General features: G+C 73.0%; 20 protein-coding genes. 13 read left to right on the top strand and 7 right to left on the bottom strand.

All coding sequences use genetic code 11. The features are described from left to right. The coding region (locus K7854_RS35570) for an AraC family ligand binding domain-containing protein (protein ID WP_226030688.1) at positions 1-533 on the bottom strand (533 nt) is incomplete at its 3' end. An 18-nt stretch (positions 534-551) separates the two neighbouring features. Beyond that, positions 552-1,220 (bottom strand): O-methyltransferase, encoded by a 669-nt coding sequence (locus K7854_RS35565; protein ID WP_226030687.1) that lies wholly within the window; start codon positions 1,218-1,220, stop codon positions 552-554. A 172-nt stretch (positions 1,221-1,392) separates the two neighbouring features. Between K7854_RS35565 and K7854_RS35560 the strand changes: the two genes are divergently transcribed. From K7854_RS35560 to rbsD, 9 genes are all read left to right on the top strand, one after another. Then, complete coding sequence (locus K7854_RS35560; RefSeq protein ID WP_226030686.1) at positions 1,393-2,295, top strand: winged helix-turn-helix transcriptional regulator; 903 nt, start codon at positions 1,393-1,395, stop codon at positions 2,293-2,295. Continuing rightward, positions 2,292-3,050, top strand: coding sequence for a phosphotransferase (locus K7854_RS35555; protein ID WP_226030685.1), 759 nt, complete (start codon positions 2,292-2,294; stop codon positions 3,048-3,050). The genes K7854_RS35560 and K7854_RS35555 overlap by 4 nt, the downstream gene beginning before the upstream one ends. 180 nt (positions 3,051-3,230) lie before the next feature. Then, complete coding sequence (locus K7854_RS35550; protein WP_226030684.1) at positions 3,231-3,986, top strand: metallophosphoesterase family protein; 756 nt, start codon at positions 3,231-3,233, stop codon at positions 3,984-3,986. A gap of 239 nt (positions 3,987-4,225) precedes the next feature. After that, a complete protein-coding gene (locus K7854_RS35545) occupies positions 4,226-5,062 on the top strand; it encodes an MOSC domain-containing protein (RefSeq protein WP_226030683.1) in 837 nt (278 codons plus the stop codon). A gap of 165 nt (positions 5,063-5,227) precedes the next feature. Further along, on the top strand, positions 5,228-6,271 hold the full coding sequence (locus K7854_RS35540; RefSeq protein WP_226030682.1) for a LacI family DNA-binding transcriptional regulator: 1,044 nt from the start codon (positions 5,228-5,230) through the stop codon (positions 6,269-6,271). After that, on the top strand, positions 6,268-7,839 hold the full coding sequence (locus K7854_RS35535; RefSeq protein WP_226030681.1) for a sugar ABC transporter ATP-binding protein: 1,572 nt from the start codon (positions 6,268-6,270) through the stop codon (positions 7,837-7,839). Before K7854_RS35540 ends, K7854_RS35535 begins: the two co-directional genes overlap by 4 nt. Beyond that, on the top strand, positions 7,829-9,787 hold the full coding sequence (locus tag K7854_RS35530; protein ID WP_226030680.1) for an ABC transporter permease/substrate-binding protein: 1,959 nt from the start codon (positions 7,829-7,831) through the stop codon (positions 9,785-9,787). Before K7854_RS35535 ends, K7854_RS35530 begins: the two co-directional genes overlap by 11 nt. 59 nt (positions 9,788-9,846) lie before the next feature. Next, entirely contained in the window at positions 9,847-10,752 is a 906-nt protein-coding gene (locus tag K7854_RS35525; protein WP_226030679.1) for a ribokinase, read from the top strand. Further along, complete coding sequence (rbsD, locus tag K7854_RS35520; protein ID WP_226030678.1) at positions 10,749-11,138, top strand: D-ribose pyranase; 390 nt, start codon at positions 10,749-10,751, stop codon at positions 11,136-11,138. Before K7854_RS35525 ends, rbsD begins: the two co-directional genes overlap by 4 nt. 167 nt (positions 11,139-11,305) lie before the next feature. Here the strand turns inward: rbsD and K7854_RS35515 are convergent, their stop codons facing one another. Genes K7854_RS35515 through K7854_RS35505 form a run of 3 tightly spaced genes read right to left on the bottom strand, consistent with a single transcriptional unit; the run spans position 11,306 to position 14,474 of the window. Next, positions 11,306-12,160, bottom strand: a complete 855-nt coding sequence (locus K7854_RS35515) for a sugar phosphate isomerase/epimerase family protein (RefSeq protein ID WP_226030677.1) — start codon at positions 12,158-12,160, stop codon at positions 11,306-11,308. Then, positions 12,157-13,326: a dihydrodipicolinate synthase family protein gene (locus K7854_RS35510; protein WP_226030676.1), complete on the bottom strand. Its 1,170-nt coding sequence runs from the start codon at positions 13,324-13,326 to the stop codon at positions 12,157-12,159. Before K7854_RS35510 ends, K7854_RS35515 begins: the two co-directional genes overlap by 4 nt. Then, on the bottom strand, positions 13,323-14,474 hold the full coding sequence (locus K7854_RS35505; RefSeq protein ID WP_226030675.1) for a Gfo/Idh/MocA family protein: 1,152 nt from the start codon (positions 14,472-14,474) through the stop codon (positions 13,323-13,325). Before K7854_RS35505 ends, K7854_RS35510 begins: the two co-directional genes overlap by 4 nt. Positions 14,475-14,692: 218 nt before the next feature. Here K7854_RS35505 and K7854_RS35500 point away from each other — a divergent pair, with 218 nt between their 5' ends. Together K7854_RS35500 and K7854_RS35495 are read left to right on the top strand one after the other, a co-directional pair. Beyond that, positions 14,693-15,739 carry a LacI family DNA-binding transcriptional regulator gene (locus K7854_RS35500; protein ID WP_226030674.1) on the top strand — a complete coding sequence of 349 codons (1,047 nt, stop codon included), beginning with the start codon at positions 14,693-14,695 and terminating at the stop codon, positions 15,737-15,739. Positions 15,740-15,933: 194 nt separating this feature from the next. Next, the gene (locus K7854_RS35495) at positions 15,934-16,734 is read left to right on the top strand and encodes a sugar phosphate isomerase/epimerase family protein (RefSeq protein WP_226030673.1); all 801 of its coding nucleotides are present in this window, start codon (positions 15,934-15,936) and stop codon (positions 16,732-16,734) included. On the opposite strand, the gene K7854_RS35490 is transcribed toward K7854_RS35495, so the two are convergent. Together K7854_RS35490 and K7854_RS35485 are read right to left on the bottom strand one after the other, a co-directional pair. Further along, positions 16,718-17,380: a GNAT family N-acetyltransferase gene (locus K7854_RS35490; RefSeq protein ID WP_226030672.1), complete on the bottom strand. Its 663-nt coding sequence runs from the start codon at positions 17,378-17,380 to the stop codon at positions 16,718-16,720. The genes K7854_RS35495 and K7854_RS35490 overlap by 17 nt on opposite strands. Continuing rightward, complete coding sequence (locus tag K7854_RS35485) at positions 17,377-18,315, bottom strand: EamA family transporter (protein WP_226030671.1); 939 nt, start codon at positions 18,313-18,315, stop codon at positions 17,377-17,379. The genes K7854_RS35490 and K7854_RS35485 overlap by 4 nt, the downstream gene beginning before the upstream one ends. Positions 18,316-18,423: 108 nt before the next feature. On the opposite strand from K7854_RS35485, the gene K7854_RS35480 reads away from it, so the two are divergent. Together K7854_RS35480 and K7854_RS35475 are read left to right on the top strand one after the other, a co-directional pair. Next, positions 18,424-19,365 carry a LysR family transcriptional regulator gene (locus K7854_RS35480; RefSeq protein WP_226030670.1) on the top strand — a complete coding sequence of 314 codons (942 nt, stop codon included), beginning with the start codon at positions 18,424-18,426 and terminating at the stop codon, positions 19,363-19,365. Positions 19,366-19,463: 98 nt separating this feature from the next. Next, on the top strand, positions 19,464-19,959 hold a 496-nt coding region (locus K7854_RS35475), incomplete at its 3' end, for a glycoside hydrolase family 3 N-terminal domain-containing protein (protein ID WP_308112604.1).

Raw genomic sequence — 19,959 nt, 5'->3', positions numbered from 1 at the left:
GCCCCGACCTCCCGCCCCAGTTCGGCGAGCGTGCGGTTGTCCGAAGGGTCGGACCGCAGCAGGTCGCAGAGCGCGCGCAGCAGCGGGCTGTGCGGCGTCGGCAGGTGCATGGGCTGCTGGACCGAGGTCCGCAACTGGTCCAGCAGCACCGCGCGCAGCCGGCCCCGCTCCGCGCTCTCGTCGTTCTCGGTGCGCGTGTAGGCGATGATCAGCTCGCGCAGCAGCGGGCTCACCGCGATGACGGCGGGGGCGTCCAGGCGCAGCGGGTTCTCCCATGCGGGCAGCCCCACCAGGTGCAGTTCGAGGTCGGCGTGCGCCTGGTGGTGGTGGACGGTGCCGGCGGGCACCCAGATGGCGCGGGTCGCGGGGGCCACCCAGGTGCCGGCGCTGGTGGTCACGGACAGCACGCCGCGGCCCGCGTAGACGATCTGGTGGTCGTCGTGCCGGTGCGCGCCGACCTCCGCGCCGGAGGCCAGCCGCTGGGTGCGGGTGGGTGCCACGGGGGTGTGACGGACGTCGGTTGCCTGCGCCATGGCGTTCCCTCCGGCTCTCTAGTGGGTGACGAGTGCGAGGGTGAAGCCGTCGTAGCCCTTGGAACCGACGGTCTGGATCGTGGTGGCGGTCAGGCGCGGGTGCGCGGAGATCAGCTCGGTGAAGCGGCGGACGCCCTGGACGCGCGGGTCGGCGCTGGCCGGGTCCGCCACCGCGCCGTCCCGGACGACGTTGTCGCCGATGATGACGCTGCCCGGCCGGGTGAGCTTCAACGCCCACTCCAGGTACTGGGGGTTGGACGGCTTGTCGGCGTCGATGAACACCAGGTCGAAGGGGCCGTGGCCCTCGTCCGCCAATGGCGGGAGGGAGTCCAGGGCCTTGCCGACGCGCAGGTCGACGATGTCGTCCAGACCGGCCCGGGAGATGTTGGCGGCCGCCACGGCGGCGCATGCCGGGTCCGCTTCCAGGGTCACCAGGCGGCCGTCCGCGGGCAGGGCCCGGGCGAGCCAGATGGTGCTGTAGCCGCCGAGGGTGCCGATCTCCAGGACCGTGCGGGCGCCCCGCACCGTGGCCAGCAGGCTCAGCAGTTTGCCCTGGCTGGGAGAGACCTGGTGCGGGGGCAGACCTGCCGCGTCACTGCTCGCCACGGCCTGCAGCAGGGCGTCGTCCTCTTCCACCAGCAGGTCGTTGAAGTAGTCGTCGACGGCGGTCCAGGTCTGCTGGGACATGTGAGTTCCCTTTCGATATGCACTGCATTCCCGAAGGGAACCTACTATGGGAACCGGGTGGACCGCCAAGGGTTTGCCGCCCGGCACCACCCCGTCCGCCTCGACTCGGCTTCGGCTTCCGCTCCGTTCCTGCTTCCGCTTCCGCTTCCGCTTCCGCTTCCCAGGAGAGACGATGCACCCACGACGTGTGGCCGACGACGCCTGCGGCATCGCGCAGGCCGCGGCGGTGGTGGGCGACTGGTGGAGCCTGCTGGTGCTGCGGGAGGTCGCCCGGGGACACGTGCGGTTCGACCGGCTGGCGAGGGAACTGTCCGTCTCCCGCAAGGTCCTCGCCGAACGCCTGCGCACCCTGACCGAGCACCAGGTGCTGGAGCGACGCCTCTACCAGGAGCGTCCGCCCCGTTACGAGTACGTGCTGACCGAGCAGGGCCGCGGACTGCTGCCCACGCTGGTCTCGCTCCAGGACTGGGCCGACCGGTGGCTGCTGGGGGACGGCACGCTCACCGGCCAGGCTTCCGACGAGGGGGCCGAGGCCCGCCGGGCCGCCTCCCTGGTGGGCGAGCGGGTACCGGCCGGACTGCGGCTCCCGGGACCCGGTGGCCGGGCGTACGACCCCGTGGCCACCGGAGCCCGCGCAACGGTCCTGTTCGCCTACCCCGCGACGGGCGTCCCCGGAGTTCCCGACGGCGTGACCGCACCGGCGGTCCCGGGCAGCGCGGGCTGCACCCTGGAGAACCGTCAGTTCCGTGCCGCGTGGCCGCGGTTCCGGGCGGACGGCATCGCCGTGCACGGTGTCAGCACCCAGACGCCGCAGGAGCAGGCCGCGTTCGCGCGAGCCGAGGACCTGCCGTTCCCGCTGCTCTCCGACGACCGCCTCCAGCTCACCGCCGCGCTGCGTCTGCCGACCTTCCGGGCCGGGCAGACCCTGCGCGTCAAACGCCTCGTCCTGATCGTCGGACCCGACCGCGTCGTACGGCACGTGCTCTTCCCCATCGGCGACATCCCCACCGCGGTCCAGCAGACACTCGACCTCGCCAGGGCATCCGATGCGGACTTCACGGTGAGGAAGACATGAGCGCAGGACAGCAGGACGAGGAAGTACTGCACGGGGGAAACGCGTCGGCCCGTGTGGTGCGAGTCGGATCGACCGTGCGCAAGCCGTGGCTGCCGACGAGCGACAGCACGGTCTCCTACCTCCGTACGCTGCACCGGCGGGGCGTCGACGTGCCCCTCGGACACGGGCGCGACGAGCAGGGACGGCTGGTCCTGGACTACGTTCCGGGGACCATGGCGATGGACGGCGCACCGCTGGAACCGAACCTGGTCCACCGGGTCGGCGCACTCGTCCGCCGGATCCACGACGCGAGCGCCGGGGTGCCGCTCCGGGGCAGGTGGGACGTGCTCATCCCCGCCGAACGGCCCGACCTGCTGTGCCACAACGACCTGGCGACCTGGAACCTCGTCATCGACGGGGACCGGCTGGTCTTCATCGACTGGGACGGAGCCGGACCGAGCACCCGGCTGTGGGACCTGGCCTACGCGGCCGTCTCCTTCGCCCACCTGTTCCCCGGCGCGGACGTGCACGACTCCGCGACCCGACTCGCCGCCTTCGTGGACGGGTACGGCGCGGACAGGGAGCTGAGGGAGGCCCTTCCGCGCACCATGGTGCGCAGAGCCGCGGCGATGCACGACCTGCTCCGCCGCTCGCACGAGTCGGGCCGTCAGCCGTGGGGGACGATGTATGTCACCGGCCACGGTGACCACTGGGCCGGAACGAGGACCTTCGTCGACGAGCACCTCGACGACTGGCGCCGGGCCCTGGCCCGCTGACCCGGGGCCCGTGCCGATCCCTTTCCAGTGGTACGCACCCAGCCGGCCCTGGCGGGCGACTGAGCCCAACCGGCCGCGGCGGCGCGGCGGTTCGCGGCTCGCGCGAGGCGAGGTGGTTCTGTTTTGCTGCCTCCGGAGGCGACGTCCGGTCGGTGGCTCCGAGACGGAAGGAAACGGTCAATGACGGGAACGGTGGCAGTGCTGTCCGACATCCACGGGATGCTGACGCCGCTCGACCGGGTGCTCGCGGAACCCGCGGTGGCATCGGCGGACCTCGTCCTGGTGACCGGGGACCACACCTGGGGGCCGGAGCCGGCCGAGGTGCTGGACCGGCTGACCGGACTCGGCGGCCGGGCCCTTATGATCCGCGGCAACGCCGACCGCGAACTGCTCCAGATGTCCCGCGGCGTCGACGTGGGCCTCGACGACGACCCGGTGTCGGTCTGGGGAGCCGGGCAGCTGCGGCCCGACCACCAACGGCTCCTCGACCGCATGCCGGAGCATCTGACCGTCGAGATCGACGGGTTCGGTCCCGTCCTGTTCTGCCATGCGACCCCGCGCGACGACCAGGAGGTCGTGCTCGTCGACAGCCGCATCGAGCGCTGGCGGGAGGTCTTCGAGGACGTCCCGCCGTCCGTCTCCACCGTCGTCTGCGGCCACACCCACATGCCGTTCGTCCGCCTGGCCGCCGGACGCACCGTCGTCAACCCCGGCAGCGTGGGCCTTCCGTACGGCAGTGCGGGCGCGCACTGGGCGCTGCTCCACGACGGAGCCGTCACCCTGCGCCGCACTCCGCTCGACCGGGAGGAGGTGATCCGGCAGACGGCACGACGCTCCGCACTGCCCGGCGTCACACAGTGGCTCGACGACTACGTCCGGAAACCGGCCGACGACGTCGAGGCCCTGGAGACGTTCGGACCGCGCGACGGCAGATGAGGAGCGGTGGGCCGCGACCGGCGCGGACGCGGGGCGGCAACCGCGCTCCGGGCTGCCGACCGGGCTTCCCGCGGGAGGCGTTGGCCGGTTTCCGCAACGCCTTGGCGGGATGCCGGAAGCGCCGATGGGGCCCGGGCCGCAGGATGAGCAACGGCCGGGCGGCCGCGGACCCGTCCACACCCCCCTGACCGACCGAAGGAGACACCCTCAGTGAGGCGAACGAGTCGGCGGCCGGAGAGGTGACCGGCCTCGAACCGCGGATCGTGGAACTCGCCTACTACCCGGTCAAGGGCTGCGCCGCCGTCCGCCCCGGCACGGCGGTGATCACGCCGGCGGGGATCGCGCACGACCGTGCCTTCCTCGTCGTCGACGAGAACGGCGTCTACCGCACTCAGCGACGCCATCCCCGACTCGCGCTCATCACGCCGGAGATCAGCCGGGACGGCTCTCGGATGTCGCTGCACCATCCGGAGCTGCCGACACTGTCCTTCACCGTCGTCCGTGACGGCCCCCGCCGCTGCGTGGACCTGTTCGGCAACGCCTTCGAGGGCATCGACCAGGGTCCCGTCGTGGGGCAGTGGGTGTCCCGGGCGCTGGGGGAGGCCGGCCGGCTGGTCAGGGTGCCGCCGGACCACCGGCGCGCGACGGACGGACAGACACCCGGCACCTCCGGCTACGCCGACAGCAGCGCCGTGCACCTCCTGTCGAAGGCGACCCTGGCGCTGCTCGACGAGAAGCTGCGGTCGGCCGGGGAGCCCGCCGTCCCGATGGAGAGGTTCCGGCCGAACATCGTCGTCGACGGCTGGGAGCACCCCCACACCGAGGACCTCCTGCGGCGCGTGACGCTCGGCGACTGCGAACTGGGATACGCGAAACTCGCCCTCAGGTGCGTGGTCACCACCGTCGACCAGCGCTCGGCACGCAAGGTGGGTCCGGAGCCGCTGCGCACGCTGGCCGGCTATCGCCGGACCGGCGGCGGTCTGGCTTTCGGCGCGAAGTTCGCCGTCGTCCGTCCGGGCACGGTGTCGGTCGGTGACCCGGTGGAGGTCACCCGCTGGGGTGTCTCGGAGCTGTGAGCCGGCGGCCCCGGTCCGCGCCGTGAGCCGGGAAACGCCGTCCGGCCACCGCCTGGCCCGTCAGCGGTCACGATTGCGCATCGGGCCCGGCCCACCCCTTGATTCCACGCGTGTAATCGTTTCCAATCCTCCGTGTAATCGATTCCACGAGGAGGTGGAACGACGATGCCGAGCATCAAGGACGTCGCCGCCGAGGCGGGCGTGTCCGTCGCGACGGTCTCGCGGGCGCTCAACGGCCACCCGTCGGTCAGCGCCGCCGCACGCGCCCGCGTGCTGGCCGCCGTCGAGACGCTGGGCTACCGTCCGAACGCCGTCGCCCGGTCGCTGCGCACCGACCAGACCCGCACCCTCGGCCTGGTCATCAGCGACGTGCTGAACCCGTACTTCACCGAGCTGGCCCGCTCCGTCGAGGAGGAGGCCCGCGCGCTCGGCTACAGCGTCATCATCGGCAACGCCGACGAACGCCCCGACCTCCAGGACCACCACGTCACCACGCTCCTCGACCGGCGGATCGACGGACTGCTCGTCTCCCCCACCGACGGCGGCTCCCCGCGCATGCTGGACGCCGCGCGGGCCGGGACGCCGATGGTCTTCGTCGACCGGTGGATCCCCGGCGTCGACGTGCCGGTCGTCCGGTCGGACGGGCGGGCTGCCGTACGGGATCTCGTCGCGCATCTGCACGGGCTCGGGCACCGGCGGCTCGCGATCATCGCGGGCCCCGCCGCCACCACGACCGGACGCGAGCGCGTCGACGCCTTCCGCGAGGCGCTGGCCGCGTACGGGCTGCCCCTGCCCGACGCCTACATCGGCCAGGGCGACTTCCAGGCCGGCAGCGGGCGCCGGGTCACCGAGGGCTTCCTCGACCTGCCCGAGCCGCCCGAGGTCGTCTTCGCCGCCGACAACCTGATGGCGCTCGGCGCGCTGGACGCCGTACGGGCGCGCGGGCTGCGGGTCCCCGAGGACATCGGGCTCGCCGCGTTCGACGACATCCCGTGGTTCGTGCACACCGATCCGCCGGTCACCGCGATCGCCCAGCCCACCCGGGACCTCGGACGGGCCGCCGTACGCGCGCTCGTCGAGCGGATCGCGGGGCGGGCCGGTGCGTCCGTGACCCTTCCGGCGCGGCTCGTCGTGCGCCGCTCGTGCGGCGAGCCGCCCTCCGAACAACACCCCCCGTCCCCCTCCCCCGTACGAAGGAGTACGCCGTGAGCAGCCGCAGTCCGGACGAGTTGCTGCGCATCGAGGGCATCCGCAAGACCTTCCCCGGCGTGGTCGCGCTCGACAGCGTCGACTTCGACCTGCGCCGGGGCGAGGTGCACGTGCTCCTCGGTGAGAACGGCGCGGGCAAGAGCACGCTCATCAAGATGCTCTCCGGCGCCTACACGCCCGACGCCGGGCGGATCCTGGCCGGCGGCGAGGAGGTGCGCATCCACGGTGCGCAGGACTCCGAGCGGCTCGGGATCGCCACCATCTACCAGGAGTTCAACCTCGTCCCCGACCTGACGGTGGCCGAGAACATCTTCCTGGGGCGCCAGCCCCGCCGGTTCGGCATGATCGACCGGAAGCGGATGGACGCCGACGCCGAGGTGCTGCTCGAGCGGGTGGGGGTCAACGTCTCCCCGCGCGCGCGGGTGCGCGAACTCGGCATCGCCCGGCTCCAGATGGTCGAGATCGCCAAGGCGCTCAGCCTGGACGCGCGGGTGCTCATCATGGACGAGCCGACCGCCGTGCTCACCTCCGAGGAGGTCGAGAAGCTGTTCGCCATCGTGCGGCGGCTGCGCGAGGACGGCGTGGGCATCGTCTTCATCACCCACCACCTGGAGGAGATCGCCGCGCTCGGCGACCGGGTCACCGTCATCCGGGACGGCCGGAGCGTCGGGCAGGTGCCCGCCTCCACCCCGGAGGACGAGCTGGTCCGGCTCATGGTCGGGCGGTCCATCGAGCAGCAGTACCCGCGCGAGCGCACCGGCGCCGGGGAGCCCCTGCTCAAGGTCGAAGGGCTCACCCGGGACGGCGTCTTCCACGACGTGGGCTTCGAGGTGCGGGCCGGTGAGGTCGTCGGCATCGCGGGTCTGGTCGGGGCCGGGCGGACGGAGGTGGTGCGGGCGGTGTTCGGCGCCGATCCGTACGACGCCGGGACCGTGCACGTCGCGGGTGCGCCGCTGCGCCGGCACGACGTGAACGCCGCCATGGCCGCCGGGATCGGGCTCGTCCCCGAGGACCGCAAGGGCCAGGGCCTCGTGCTCGACGCGTCCGTCGAGGAGAACCTCGGGCTCGTCACGCTGCGGTCCACCGCCCGCGCCGGGCTCGTCGACCTCAAGGGGCAGCACGCCGCGGCCGAGCGGATCGCCGGGCAGCTCGGGGTGCGGATGGCCGGGCTCGGGCAGCACGTGCGCACGCTGTCCGGCGGCAACCAGCAGAAGGTCGTCATCGGCAAGTGGCTGCTGGCGGACACCAAGGTGCTGATCCTCGACGAGCCGACGCGCGGCATCGACGTCGGCGCCAAGGTCGAGATCTACCAGCTCATCAACGAACTCACGGCCGCCGGTGCCGCCGTGCTGATGATCTCCAGCGATCTGCCGGAGGTGCTCGGCATGAGCGACCGCGTGGTCGTCATGGCCCAGGGCCGGCTCGCGGGCGAACTCCCCGCCGAACAGGCCACCCAGGACGCCGTGATGGCGCTCGCCGTCAGCACGCACACCAGCGACTCCTCGCACACCAGCGACTCCCCCCACACCGACGGAACGGACGGAACGGAGGCCTCCCGTGGCCACTGACACGCTCAAGGGCAAGCCGGGCGCGCAGGGCGGCGCCACGGGCGGGCTGCGCCGCCTGCTGCTCGACAACGGCGCGCTGACCGCGCTGATCGTCCTCGTCATCGCCATGTCGGCGCTGTCCGGGGACTTCCTGACCGCCGACAACCTCCTCAACGTCGGCGTCCAGGCCGCCGTCACCGCGATCCTCGCCTTCGGCGTCACCTTCGTCATCGTCTCGGCGGGCATCGACCTGTCGGTCGGCTCGGTCGCCGCGCTGTCGGCCACCGTGCTGGCGTGGAGCGCCACCGAGGCCGGGATGCCGGTCGTGCTCGCGGTGCTGCTGTCCGTCCTGACGGGCATCGCCTGCGGTCTGGTGAACGGCTTCCTCATCTCGTACGGGAAGCTCCCGCCGTTCATCGCGACGCTCGCCATGCTGTCTGTGGGGCGCGGTCTGTCGCTGGTCATCTCGCAGGGCTCGCCGATCGCCTTCCCGGACTCGGTCTCCCACCTCGGCGACACGCTCGGCGGGTGGCTGCCCGTGCCGGTGCTGGTGATGGTCGTGATGGGGCTGATCACGGCGTTCGTCCTCGGGCGCACCTACATCGGGCGCTCCATGTACGCGATCGGCGGCAACGAGGAGGCCGCGCGGCTGTCCGGGCTGCGGGTGAAGCGGCAGAAGCTCGCCATCTACGCCTTCTCCGGCCTGTTCGCCGCCGCCGCGGGCATCGTGCTCGCCTCCCGGCTCTCCTCCGCGCAGCCGCAGGCCGCGCAGGGCTACGAGCTGGACGCCATCGCCGCCGTCGTCATCGGCGGTGCCTCGCTGGCGGGCGGCACCGGCAAGGCGTCCGGCACGCTGATCGGCGCGCTGATCCTGGCGGTGCTGCGCAACGGCCTCAACCTGCTGTCCGTCTCCGCGTTCTGGCAGCAGGTCGTCATCGGTGTCGTCATCGCGCTGGCGGTGCTCTTCGACACGCTGCGCCGCAAGGCGGGCGCGGTCACTCCGGCGGCCGGTGCGTCCGGCGGCGGCAACCGGGGCAGGCAGGCCCTCACGTACGTGATCGCGGCCGTGGTCGCGGTGGCCGTGGTCGGCGCGACCTCGCTGCTGCACAACGGTTCCTCCGGCGGCAAGGACCAGAAGATAGGGCTGTCGCTGTCCACGCTGAACAACCCGTTCTTCGTGCAGATCAGGAACGGCGCGGAGGCGGAGGCGAAGAAGCTGGGCGTGGACCTGACGGTCACGGACGCCCAGAACGACGCCTCCCAGCAGGCCAACCAGTTGCAGAACTTCGTCAGCGGCAGCCTGTCCGCGGTCATCGTCAACCCGGTGGACTCCGACGCGGCCGGTCCCTCGGTGCGCTCGGCGAACAAGGACGACATCCCCGTCATCGCCGTGGACCGCGGCGTCAACAAGGCGGACACCTCCGCGCTGGTCGCCTCCGACAACGTCGAGGGCGGTGAGCTGGGCGCCAGGGCGCTCGCCGAGAAGCTCGGCGGCAAGGGCACCATCGTCATCCTCCAGGGCCAGGCCGGCACCTCCGCCAGCCGGGAGCGCGGGGCGGGCTTCGCGGCCGGGCTCAAGAAGTACCCGGGCATCAAGGTGGTCGCCAAGCAGCCCGCGGACTTCGACCGCACCAAGGGCCTGGACGTGATGACGAACCTGCTCCAGGCGCACCCGGACGTCGACGGCGTCTTCGCCGAGAACGACGAGATGGCGCTGGGCGCGATCAAGGCGCTGGGCTCCAAGGCCGGGAAGTCCGTGCAGGTCGTCGGCTTCGACGGCACGCCGGACGGGCTGACGGCGGTCCAGGACGGCACGTTGTACGCGTCCGTGGCGCAGCAGCCGAAGGAACTGGGCAGGATCGCCGTACAGAACGCGCTGCGGGCGGCCGAGGACGAGAAGGTGGAGCAGACGGTGAAGGTGCCCGTGAAGGTCGTCACCAAGGAGAACGTGGCCGGCTTCGAGGGCTGAGACCGGCCATCGGGACCCGGCGGAAACCAGCGGGAATCACTCGAATCGGAGAACGACTGATGTACGACTACGACCTGCTGGTCGTCGGGTCGGCCAACGCCGACCTCGTGATCGGTGTCGAGCGGCGGCCGGCGGCGGGCGAGACGGTGCTCGGCTCCGACCTGGCCGTCCACCCGGGCGGCAAGGGCGGCAACCAGGCCGTCGCCGCCGCCCGGCTCGGCGCCCGTACCGCCCTGCTGGCCCGGGTCGGCGACGACGACTACGGCCGACTGCTGCTGGACTCGCAGCGGGCGGCCGGCGTCGACACGGTCGGCGTGCTGGTGGGCGGCGCCCCGACCGGCGTCGCGCTGATCACCGTCGACCCGTCCGGGGACAACAGCATCGTGGTGTCGCCGGGCGCCAACGGCCGGCTGGCACCCGGCGACGTCCGCGCCGCGGCCAGCCTCTTCCACGCCTCCCGGGTGGTCTCCACCCAGCTGGAGATCCCGCTGGAGACGGTCGTGGAGGTGGTCCGCTCGCTCGCGCCGGACAGCCGCTTCGTGCTGAACCCGTCGCCGCCCCGGCCGCTGCCGCAGGAGGTGCTGGCCGCCTGCGACCCGCTGATCGTCAACGAGCACGAGGCGAAGGTGATCCTCGGGGACTCGCTGGTCGGCGAGCGCCCCGAGGACTGGGCCCGCGTCCTGCTGGCCAAGGGCCCGCGCTCGGTGGTGGTGACCCTGGGCGCCGAGGGCGCGCTGGTCGCGTCGGCGGCCCTGGGCGTGGTCCGGGTGCCGTCCGTGAAGGTGGACGCCGTGGACACCACGGGCGCGGGCGACGCCTTCACCGCGGCACTGGCCTGGCGGCTCGGCAGGGGCGAGTCGCCGGCCGACGCGGCGGCCTACGCGGCCCGGGTGGGTGCGGCGGCGGTCACGAAGCCGGGCGCGCAGGAGTCGTACCCGACGGCCGCGGAGGCCGAGGCGCTGTGAGGAAGGCTGGGATACTCAACCGGCATCTGGCGGGCGCCCTCGCCGGACTCGGTCACGGGGACGGCGTCCTGGTGTGCGACGCGGGCATGCCCGTCCCGGACGGGCCGCGCGTCGTCGACCTGGCCTTCCGGGCCGGGGTGCCGGCCTTCGCCGAGGTGCTGGACGGCCTGCTGGCCGAGCTGGTCGTCGAGGGCGCCACGGCGGCGACGGAGGTCCGGGAGGCGAACGCCGGGTGCGCCGCGCTGCTCGACGGGCTCTTCCCCGCGCTCGAACTCGTCCCGCACGAGCGGCTGAAGGAGCTGTCGGCCGGTGCGCGGCTGATCGTGCGCACCGGGGAGGCGCGGCCGTACGCCAATGTGCTGCTGCGGTGCGGGGTCTTCTTCTGACGTGGAGAACGCCGGAGAACTTCGAGGGGGTCCGGTCGACGACCGGGCCCCCTCGGGTTTCCCCTCCCCTTCAGAACCCCGTGAATTCCCCCCCGGGTACCCCCACGGAAGTTCCGATGCCAAGTACGACCCGCGCGGGGGCGGAAGGGTTGCACGGGCCGCCGGGATTATTTTCCGGGCGCCCCGTCCCCGGCGTGCGCGGCGAACCGGGCCGCCGTCTCGGCGAGCACCTCCCGTCCGTCCCGCGCCCACAGCCCCTCGTTGAACAGCTCCACCTCGATGGCGCCGGTGTACCCGGCCGCCTCGACGTACCCCTTCCACTCCCGCATGTCGATCGCGCCGTCCCCGATCTGACCGCGTCCGTTGAGGACGCCCTCGGGGAGGGGGGTGGTCCAGTCGGCGAGCTGGAAGGTATGGATGCGGCCGCCCGCGCCGGCCCGGGCGATCTGCTCGGGCGCCCGGTCGTCCCACCAGATGTGGTACGTGTCGACGGTGACGCCGACCTGCCGGGCCGGGAAGCGTTCGGCCAGGTCCAGGGCCTGGGCGAGGGTGGAGACCACGCAGCGGTCCGAGGCGAACATGGGGTGCAGCGGCTCGATGGCCAGGCGTACGCCGTGCCGCTCGGCGTAGGGGCCCAGCTCGGCCAGGGCGTCCGCGATGCGTTCGCGGGCGGCGCGCAGGTCCTTCTCGCCGGGCGGGAGGCCGCCGGAGACCAGCACCAGGGTGTCGGTGCCGAGGGCGGCGGCCTCGTCGACGGCGCGGCGGTTGTCGGCCAGGGCCCCGGCCCGTTCGCCGGGGTCGACGGCCGTGAGGAAGCCGCCGCGGCACAGCGTGGTGACGGTCAGGCCCGCGTCGCGGACCAGCTTGGCGGCGGCCTCGACGCCGTACGCCTGCACGGGTTCGCGCCACAGGCCGACGTGGCCGATGCCCAGTTCGGCGCAGGCGGCGGTCAGTTCGGGCAGGGAGAGCTGCTTGACCGTCATCTGGTTGATGCTGAAGCGGCTCAGGCCGGGGTCGTTCATCGGTTCACTCCGTACAGCGCGAGCAGGGTCCGCATGCGCTCCTCGGCCAGCTTCGGGTCCGGGAACAGGCCGAGGCCGTCGGCGAGTTCGTAGGCGCGCGCGAGGTGGGGCAGGGAGCGGGCCGACTGGAGGCCGCCGACCATCGTGAAGTGGCTCTGGTGGCCGGCCAGCCAGGCCAGGAAGACCACGCCCGTCTTGTAGTAGCGGGTGGGGGCCCGGAAGAGGTGGCGGGAGAGTTCGACGGTGGGGTCGAGCAGGGCGCGGAAGCCGTCGGTGTCCCCCGTGTCGAGCACCCGGACCGCCTCGGCGGCCAGCGGGCCCAGCGGGTCGAAGATGCCGAGCAGGGCGTGGCTGAAGCCCTGTTCGTCGCCCGCGATCAGCTCCGGGTAGTTGAAGTCGTCGCCGGTGTAGCAGCGCACGCCGCGCGGGAGGCGGCGGCGCAGGTCGACCTCGCGCCGGGCGTCCAGCAGGGAGACCTTGATGCCGTCGACCTTGTCGGGGTGGGCGGCGATGACCTCCAGGAAGGTGTCGGTCGCCGTGTCCAGGTCGGCGGAGCCCCAGTAGCCCTCCAGGGCCGGGTCGAACATCGGGCCCAGCCAGTGCAGGATCACCGGCTCGGCGGCCTGCCGGAGCAGGTGGCCGTAGACCTCCAGGTAGTCGTCCGGGGACTTCGCGGTGGCGGCGAGGGCGCGGGAGGCCATGAGGATGGCCTGGGCGCCCGACTCCTCGACGACGGCGAGCTGTTCCTCGTAGGCAGACCGGACCTCCGCGAGCGTGGTCGCGGAGGTGGCCGCCAGCTGGTCCGTGCCGACGCCGCAGGCGATGCGGCCGCCGGTCACCTTCGCCTCGGCGGCGGAGCGGCGGATCAGCTCGGCCGCCCCGGCCCAGTCCAGGCCCATGCCGCGCTGGGCGGTGTCCATCGCCTCGGCGACGCCGAGTCCGTGGGACCACAGGTGACGGCGGAAGGCGAGGGTGGCGTCCCAGTCGACGGCGGCGGGCCCGTCCGGGGTGGTGTCCGCGTACGGGTCGGCGACGACGTGCGCGGCGGAGAAGACCGTACGGGAGGTGAAAGCGCTTCCCCCGCCTGTTCCCGAAACGGCCGGGGGTGCGGTGCGGGGCTCGTAGGCGCGCAGGGTGCCGTCGGGGTTCGGGAGGTGGAGGGTCACAGGCCGATCTCCGGTACGTCGAGGCGGCGGCCCTCGGCCGAGGACTTCAGGCCCAGCTCGGCGAGCTGGACGCCGCGGGCGCCGGCCAGCAGGTCCCAGTGGTAGGGGGCGTCGGCGTGGACGTGCTTGAGGAACAGCTCCCACTGGGCCTTGAAGCCGTTGTCGAAGGCGCCGTTGTCCGGGACCTCCTGCCACTGGTCGCGGAAGACCTCGGTGGCGGGGACGTCCGGGTTCCACACCGGCTTGGGGGTGGCCGAGCGGTGCTGGACGCGGCAGCCCCGCAGTCCCGCGACGGCGGAGCCCTCGGTGCCGTCGACCTGGAACTCGACCAGTTCGTCGCGGTTGACGCGCACCGCCCAGGAGGAGTTGATCTGCGCGATCGCACCGCCGTCCAGCTCGAAGACACCGTAGGCGGCGTCGTCGGCGGTGGCGTCGTAGGGCTTGCCCTTCTCGTCCCAGCGCTCGGGGATGTGGGTGGCGGTGAGCGCCTGGACGGACTTCACCCGGCCGAACAGCTCGTGCAGCACGTACTCCCAGTGCGGGAACATGTCGACGACGATGCCGCCGCCGTCCTCGCTGCGGTAGTTCCAGGACGGGCGCTGGGCCTCCTGCCAGTCGCCCTCGAAGACCCAGTAGCCGAACTCGCCGCGCACGGACAGGATCCGGCCGAAGAAGCCGCCGTCGATCAGGCGCTTCAGCTTGAGCAGGCCGGGGAGGAAGAGCTTGTCCTGGACGACGCCGTGCTTGATGCCGGCGGCGTTCGCCAGGCGGGCCAGCTCCAGGGCGCCGTCCAGGCCGGTGGCCGTCGGCTTCTCGGTGTAGACGTGCTTGCCCGCGGCGATCGCCTTCTTGATCGCCTCCTCGCGGGCCGAGGTCACCTGGGCGTCGAAGTAGATGTCGATGGAGTCGTCGGCGAGGACCGCGTCCAGGTCCGTGGAGACGTCGGCGAGACCGTGCCGCTCCGCCAGCGCCTTCAGCGCGTGCTCGCGGCGGCCGACCAGCACCGGCTCCGGCCACAGCACGGTGCCGTCGCCGAGGTCGAGGCCGCCCTGTTCGCGCAGGGCCAGGATGGAGCGGACGAGGTGCTGGCGGTAGCCCATGCGCCCGGTCACACCGTTCATGGCGATACGCACCGTCTTGCGTGTCACGTCATTCCCTTCGTACGAGCCGTACCGAGCCATACAGCACGTCGTACGAACCGTACAGCAAGCGCTTTCTATGTAGAACGAAGCTAGCCTGTGAACGGTGGTCTGGACAAGACCGCGACCGGGGCGAGTTGTTCGAGGGGGCGAACGACGGCGGGCGGGGGCCGTAAGGTCAGCCGGTACGGCGTTCGGCTCACACGCGCGATGCGGAGGACGAGGACATGACGGTGACACTGGCGGACGTGGCGGCCCGCGCCCAGGTCTCCCCCGCGACGGTGTCGCGCGTACTGAACGGCAACTACCCGGTCGCCGCCTCCACCCGGGAGCGGGTGCTCAAGGCCGTCGACGAGCTGGACTACGTGCTCAACGGCCCCGCGAGCGCGCTGGCCGCGGCCACCTCCGACCTGGTCGGCATCCTCGTCAACGACATCGCCGACCCCTTCTTCGGCATCATGGCCGGCGCCGTCCAGTCCGAGATCGGCGGGCCGGGCGGCAGAGCGGGCGGCGAGCGGCTCGCCGTGGTCTGCAACACCGGCGGCACCCCGGAGCGCGAGCTGACCTACCTCACGCTGCTCCAGCGCCAGCGCGCGGCGGCGGTCGTGCTGACCGGCGGCGCGATGGAGGACGGGGTCCATCAGGCGGCGGTGGCGGCGAAGCTGCGCAAGCTCACGGAGGCGGGGACGCGGGTGGTGCTGTGCGGGCGGCCGCCGGCGCCGGACACCGGGGCGATCGCGCTCACCTTCGACAACCGCGGGGGCGGCCGGGAGCTGACCGAGCACCTGATCGGGCTCGGGCACCGGCGGCTCGGCTACATCGCGGGCCCGGAGGAACGGACCACGACCCGGCACCGGCTGGAGGGCCACCGCACCGCGCTCGCCGCGCACGGCATCGAGGAGGACCCCCGCTGGACCGTCCACGGCCGCTACGACCGGCAGGCCGGGTACGAGGCCACGCTGGAACTGCTGCGCCGGGACCCGACGCTGACCGCGGTCGTGGCCGCGAACGACACCGTCGCGCTGGGCGCGTGCGCGGCGCTGCGCGACTCGGGGCTGCGGATCCCGGACGACGTGTCCGTGGCCGGCTTCGACGACCTGCCGTTCAGCATCGACGCGGTGCCCGCGCTGACGACGGTGCGGCTGCCGCTGGCGGAGGCGGGGGCGCGGGCGGGGCGGGTCGCGATGGGGCGGGAGGAGGCGCCGGCGGGCGGGATCGCGACGGTGCGGGGGGAGTTGATGGTACGGGGGTCCTCCGGACGGCCGCGGGCTTGAAGCGGACCGTTGGTGACACGGTGGGCCCGCGTCGGTGTGGGCCGCCCTGGGGGCTGCGCCCCCAGACCTCCCGTTCGGCCCTGAACGGGCCTCGTCCTCAAACGCCGGACGGGCTGAAACAGCCGGCCGGCGTCACAGAATGTGCCGTCGGTGCCCCCATGTAAAACGCGAGATCGCGGGTACGCTCCGTGGGCATGAAGCTGGCGTTCTCCACTCTCGGTGTTCCCGGACTGCCCCTGGCCGACGTGCTGGGGCTCGCTACCGCGCACGGCTATCACGGCGTCGAGTTGCGCGCCCATCCGGAGGAACCGGTCCACCCGGGCCTCGGTCCCGACGAACGGGCGGCGGTGGCCGCCGAGTTCAAGGCGGCCGGGGTCGAGCCGCTGGCGCTCGCGGGGTACGCGCGGGTCGCCGCGCCCGGCGACGACGAACCCGTGATCGCCGAGCTGCGCGGCCTGCTCGACCTCGCCCGGGATCTGGGCGCGCCGTACGTCCGGGTGTTCCCCGGCGGCGGCACCGAGCAGAGCGCCGAGGAGGCCGACGCGGTGGCCGCGCGGCGGCTGGGGACGGCCGCAGAATACGCCGCCGAGCTGGGCGTGCGGATCCTGCTGGAGACCCACGACTCGCATCGCACCGGCGCCGACGCGATGCGTGTCCTCGGGCTGGTCGGGCACCGGCAGGTCGGCGCGCTGTGGGACGTGATGCACACCTGGCTGGGCGGGGAACAGCCCTCCGAGTCCTACGCGGCGCTCTCCCCGCACCTGGGCTACGTCCAGGTCAAGGACATCGCCTCCGCCGAGGACACCACGCCGCTGGCGCTGGGCGCGGGAGTGCTGCCGCTCACCGAGGTGGTGGACGTGCTGTCCCGGCACGGCTGGGACGGCTGGCTGTGCTGGGAGTACGAGAAGCGGTGGTACGAGTCGGCGGCACCGCTGCCCGAGCTGCTGGAGCAGGGGCGCGAGCACCTCGCCCGGCTGCTCACCGACGCGGCGTGACCACGGGCGGCACGGCGGCGGGCGGCACGGCGGCGGACCGCACTCTCCGCGCCAGCCGCTCCTCGCACCCCGGCCACTCCGCCGACGTGATCGAGTAGATCGCGGAGTCGCGCAGCCGGCCCTCCTCGCCCGGCGCCCAGGAGCGGGACCAGTTGCGCAGGACGCCCTCGAAGCGGGCGCCGGTCTTCTCGATCGCGGCGCGGGAGCGCTCGTTGCGGGCGTCGGTCTTGAGGTCGACGCGGGACACGCCCCAGACCTCGAAGGCGTGGCGGAACAGGAGCAGTTTGGCCTCGGCGTTCACCCCCGTGCCCTGGGTGGAGCGGGCCAGCCAGGTGAAGCCGACCTCGACGGCGTCGAGCGCGTCGTCGGTGAGCCAGGAGCGGGGCTCCCAGTAGGCGGTGGCGCCGACCGCGCGGCCGGTGGCGAGGGACACCTGGGCGTAGGGCGCCAGCCGTCCGGTCGCCGCCCTGGCCAGCTGGGCGTCGATGTAGGCGCCGACCTCGTCGGCCCCCGGGACCCAGGTGAACGCGTAGGTGCCGCGGTCCTCCCCCGCGGCCGCCGCCAGGTCGGCGGCGTGCCGGTGGGCCAGCGGCTCCAGTCGTACCAGCGTGCCTTCGAGGACCGGGGCCTTCAGTGCGAATGTCACCGCACGGATTCTTCAGCCGGGACGGGGGGTCGTCCAGCGAATTCCGGGGAGGTGCGCACGGGCACCCGCGGCGTGCGCTTGCGCGCGGGAGTGAGCGTCGTCAGCGCCACCCCGCCCACCAGCAGGGCCGCCGCGCACCAGCGCAGGGGCGTCACCGACTCGCCGAGGAAGAGGGCCGCGGACGACATGCCGAAGACCGGGACCAGGAGGGAGAACGGCGCGACCGTCGAGGCGGGGTGACGGCGCAGCAGCCAGCCCCAGGCGCCGAAGCCGAAGACGGTCGAGATCCAGGCGACGAAGAGGATCGTGCCCGCCCCCTGCCAGTCCAGGGCACGCAGGGCCGCCAGGTCCTCGGCGGGGCCCTCGGTGAGCAGGGAGAGGGCCAGCAGGGGGAGGACGGGGACGGTGGAGACCCACACCATGAAGTTCAGCGCGTCGGGCGGGGACGCCTTGCGGGTCAGGACGTTGGACACGCCCCAGGCCGCCGCGGCGCCGACGACCATCAGGAACGCGCCCAGCGGTCCCGAGGTGCCCTCGTCCAGCGCCGCCACACCGATGCCGGCCAGCGCGACCAGCATGCCGAGGGTCTGGACGCGGGAGGGGCGTTCGGCCAGGACCGCGGCGGCGATCACCGCGGTGAACACCGCCTGGATCTGCAGGACCAGGGACGACAGGCCGGCCGGCATGCCCGCGTCCATGCCCACGAAGACCAGGCCGAACTTGGCGACGCCGAGGACCAGTCCCACCGCCACGATCCACTTCCACGCCACCTTCGGGCGGCCCACCCAGAAGACCGCGGGCAGCGCGGCCGCCAGGAAGCGCAGGGCGGAGAAGAGGAGCGGCGGGAAGTGGTCGAGGCCGATCTCGATGACCGTGAAGTTCACGCCCCAGACGGCGGCGACGAGCACGGCGAGGAGGAGGTGGGGAGGTCGCATGCGTCGAGGATCGACCGGAAAGACCGTGTAGCACCAGCGATGATTGCTGCATGGTTGGATGAAGCATCGCTAATTGCTGCCCGCCCCCCTCGTACCCCGGGAGCCGTCATGCTCGACCTCCAGCGGCTGCGCGCCCTGCACGCCGTGTCCGTGCACGGGACCGTCGGGGCGGCCGCCGCCGCGCTCGGCTTCACACCCTCCGCCGTGTCGCAGCAGATCGGCAAGCTGGAGCGGGAGACCAGGACGGTGCTGCTGGAGCGCGAGGGGCGCGGCGTGCGGCTCACCGACGAGGCGTGGCAACTGGTGGACGCGGCCGTGGAGTTGCTGGCCATCGTGGAGCGGGCGGAGACCCGGCTGGAGGAGCGGCGCGGGGTGCCGTCGGGGCGGCTGACCGTCGCCGCGTTCGCGTCGGCGGCGCGCGGGCTGCTGCCCTCCGTGCTGGCCGACCTGGCGGCGCGCCACCCGGCGCTGGACGCGCGGCTCACCGAGGTCGACCCGCACCTGTCCGTGGACCTGGTGGCCAAGGGCGCCGTCGATCTGGTGGTGGCGCACGACTGGGACATCGCCCCGCTGCCGGCACCGGCGGGGGTGGAGCAGGCACCGATCGGGGAGGACCTGTGCGACCTGCTGGTGCCCGAGGGGCACCGGCTCGCGGGCCGGACGGCCGTGCGGCGGGCCGAGCTGGGCGGGGAGCGGTGGATCTGCCAGCCGCCCGGGCGGGTCTGCCACGACTGGCTGCTGCGGACGCTGCGGGGCGCCGGGCACGAGCCGGACATCGTCCACCAGGCGGACGAGAACCCGACGCTGGTCGCGCTGGTCGCGGCCGGTCTCGGCGTCGCCCTCATCCCCCGCCTGGGGCGCGGCCCACTGCCGCCGGGGGTGGTGGAGGTCCCGCTCGACCCGATGCCGGTACGGCGGCTGTACGCGCTGTGGCGCACGGGCGCGGCCCGCCGCCCGGCCATCACGGAAACGGTCCGCACCCTGCGCGCCCACTGGCCGGCGGTCGCGACCCGCGTCACCCCTGTGCCCCGGGCCGTCGGCTCCGCCTGACCGGGTGACTCCTGTGCGGTCCCTTGACTGGCAGAAACTTCCTGGATATTGGTGACTCCTTGGCAGTTTCCTTCACCAGCCCTCCGGAAGGAGCGCACGTGCACCACAGCAGCACGGCCGGCACGGGAAGCACCGCACAGCCCTCCAGACGTACCGTCCTCACCGCCACCGCGGTCGTCACCGCGGCCCTCGCGGCCGGGGGCGGCACGGCGTACGCCGACGCCCGCAGGCCCGACGACGACAAGCTGCGTGCCCTGATCTCCCGCATGACGCTGGAGGAGAAGGTCGGTCAGCTCTTCGTCATGCGGGTCTACGGCCACTCGGCCACCGACCCCGACCAGGCCGACATCGACGCCAACCTGAAGGAGATCGGCGTCCGCACCGCGGCCGAGCTGATCGCCAAGTACCGGGTCGGCGGCATCATCTACTTCGCCTGGGCGCACAACACCCGCGACCCGCACCAGATCGCCGACCTGTCCAACGGCATCCAGAAGGCCTCCCTGGAGCAGCCGCGCGGCCTGCCGGTGCTCGTCTCCACCGACCAGGAGTACGGGATAGTGGCCCGTGTGGGCGAGCCGGCCACCCTGTTCCCGG

This window comes from Streptomyces hyderabadensis (genome assembly GCF_020404845.1).
Lineage (GTDB): Bacteria > Actinomycetota > Actinomycetes > Streptomycetales > Streptomycetaceae > Streptomyces > Streptomyces hyderabadensis.
This window is presented reverse-complemented; position numbering and strand designations above follow the sequence as displayed.

Bases quoted from the DNA above. Each gene is read 5' to 3' on its own strand.
- K7854_RS35565 (WP_226030687.1), bottom strand. From the start codon at position 1,220: ATGTCCCAGCAGACCTGGACCGCCGTCGACGACTACTTCAACGACCTG.
- K7854_RS35560 (WP_226030686.1), top strand. From the start codon at position 1,393: ATGCACCCACGACGTGTGGCCGACGACGCCTGCGGCATCGCGCAGGCC.
- K7854_RS35555 (WP_226030685.1), top strand. From the start codon at position 2,292: ATGAGCGCAGGACAGCAGGACGAGGAAGTACTGCACGGGGGAAACGCG.
- K7854_RS35550 (WP_226030684.1), top strand. From the start codon at position 3,231: ATGACGGGAACGGTGGCAGTGCTGTCCGACATCCACGGGATGCTGACG.
- K7854_RS35540 (WP_226030682.1), top strand. From the start codon at position 5,228: ATGCCGAGCATCAAGGACGTCGCCGCCGAGGCGGGCGTGTCCGTCGCG.
- K7854_RS35525 (WP_226030679.1), top strand. From the start codon at position 9,847: ATGTACGACTACGACCTGCTGGTCGTCGGGTCGGCCAACGCCGACCTC.
- K7854_RS35515 (WP_226030677.1), bottom strand. From the start codon at position 12,160: ATGAACGACCCCGGCCTGAGCCGCTTCAGCATCAACCAGATGACGGTC.
- K7854_RS35500 (WP_226030674.1), top strand. From the start codon at position 14,693: ATGACGGTGACACTGGCGGACGTGGCGGCCCGCGCCCAGGTCTCCCCC.
- K7854_RS35495 (WP_226030673.1), top strand. From the start codon at position 15,934: ATGAAGCTGGCGTTCTCCACTCTCGGTGTTCCCGGACTGCCCCTGGCC.
- K7854_RS35485 (WP_226030671.1), bottom strand. From the start codon at position 18,315: ATGCGACCTCCCCACCTCCTCCTCGCCGTGCTCGTCGCCGCCGTCTGG.
- K7854_RS35480 (WP_226030670.1), top strand. From the start codon at position 18,424: ATGCTCGACCTCCAGCGGCTGCGCGCCCTGCACGCCGTGTCCGTGCAC.